The sequence below is a fragment of the Polaromonas sp. P1_G2 genome (assembly GCF_056405515.1).
Map to the genome: position 1 here is coordinate 1 of NZ_JBFUBY010001853.1, position 349 is coordinate 349.

Annotated in this window: 1 pseudogene; it reads left to right on the forward strand. The window is 66.2% G+C overall.

Annotated features, from left to right (window positions below):
• A pseudogene (locus AC1D0P_RS32895) lies at positions 1 to 349 on the forward strand (acyl-CoA dehydrogenase); the annotation flags it as partial.

Sequence of the window (349 nt, forward strand, 5' to 3'; positions counted from 1 at the left end):
TCTCCGAAGCCGCCTATCAGAGTGCCGCCCATTATGCCCGCGAGCGCATCCAGGGCCGCTCGCTGACCGGCCCCAAGGTGCCGGACAAGAAGGCCGATCCGATCATCGTCCATCCGGACGTGCGCCGCGCGCTGATGCAGATCCGTTCGATCAACGAGGCCGGCCGCACCTTCCTGCTCTATACGGCGCTGCAGTCCGACATCGCCCACCGCTCGCCGGACGCCGCCGAGCGGCAAAAGGCGGAGGACATCCTGTCGATCATGACGCCGATCCTCAAGGGCGTGATGACCGATCGCGGCTTCGACAACGCCGTGCAGGCGCAACAGCTGTTCGGCGGCCACGGCTATAT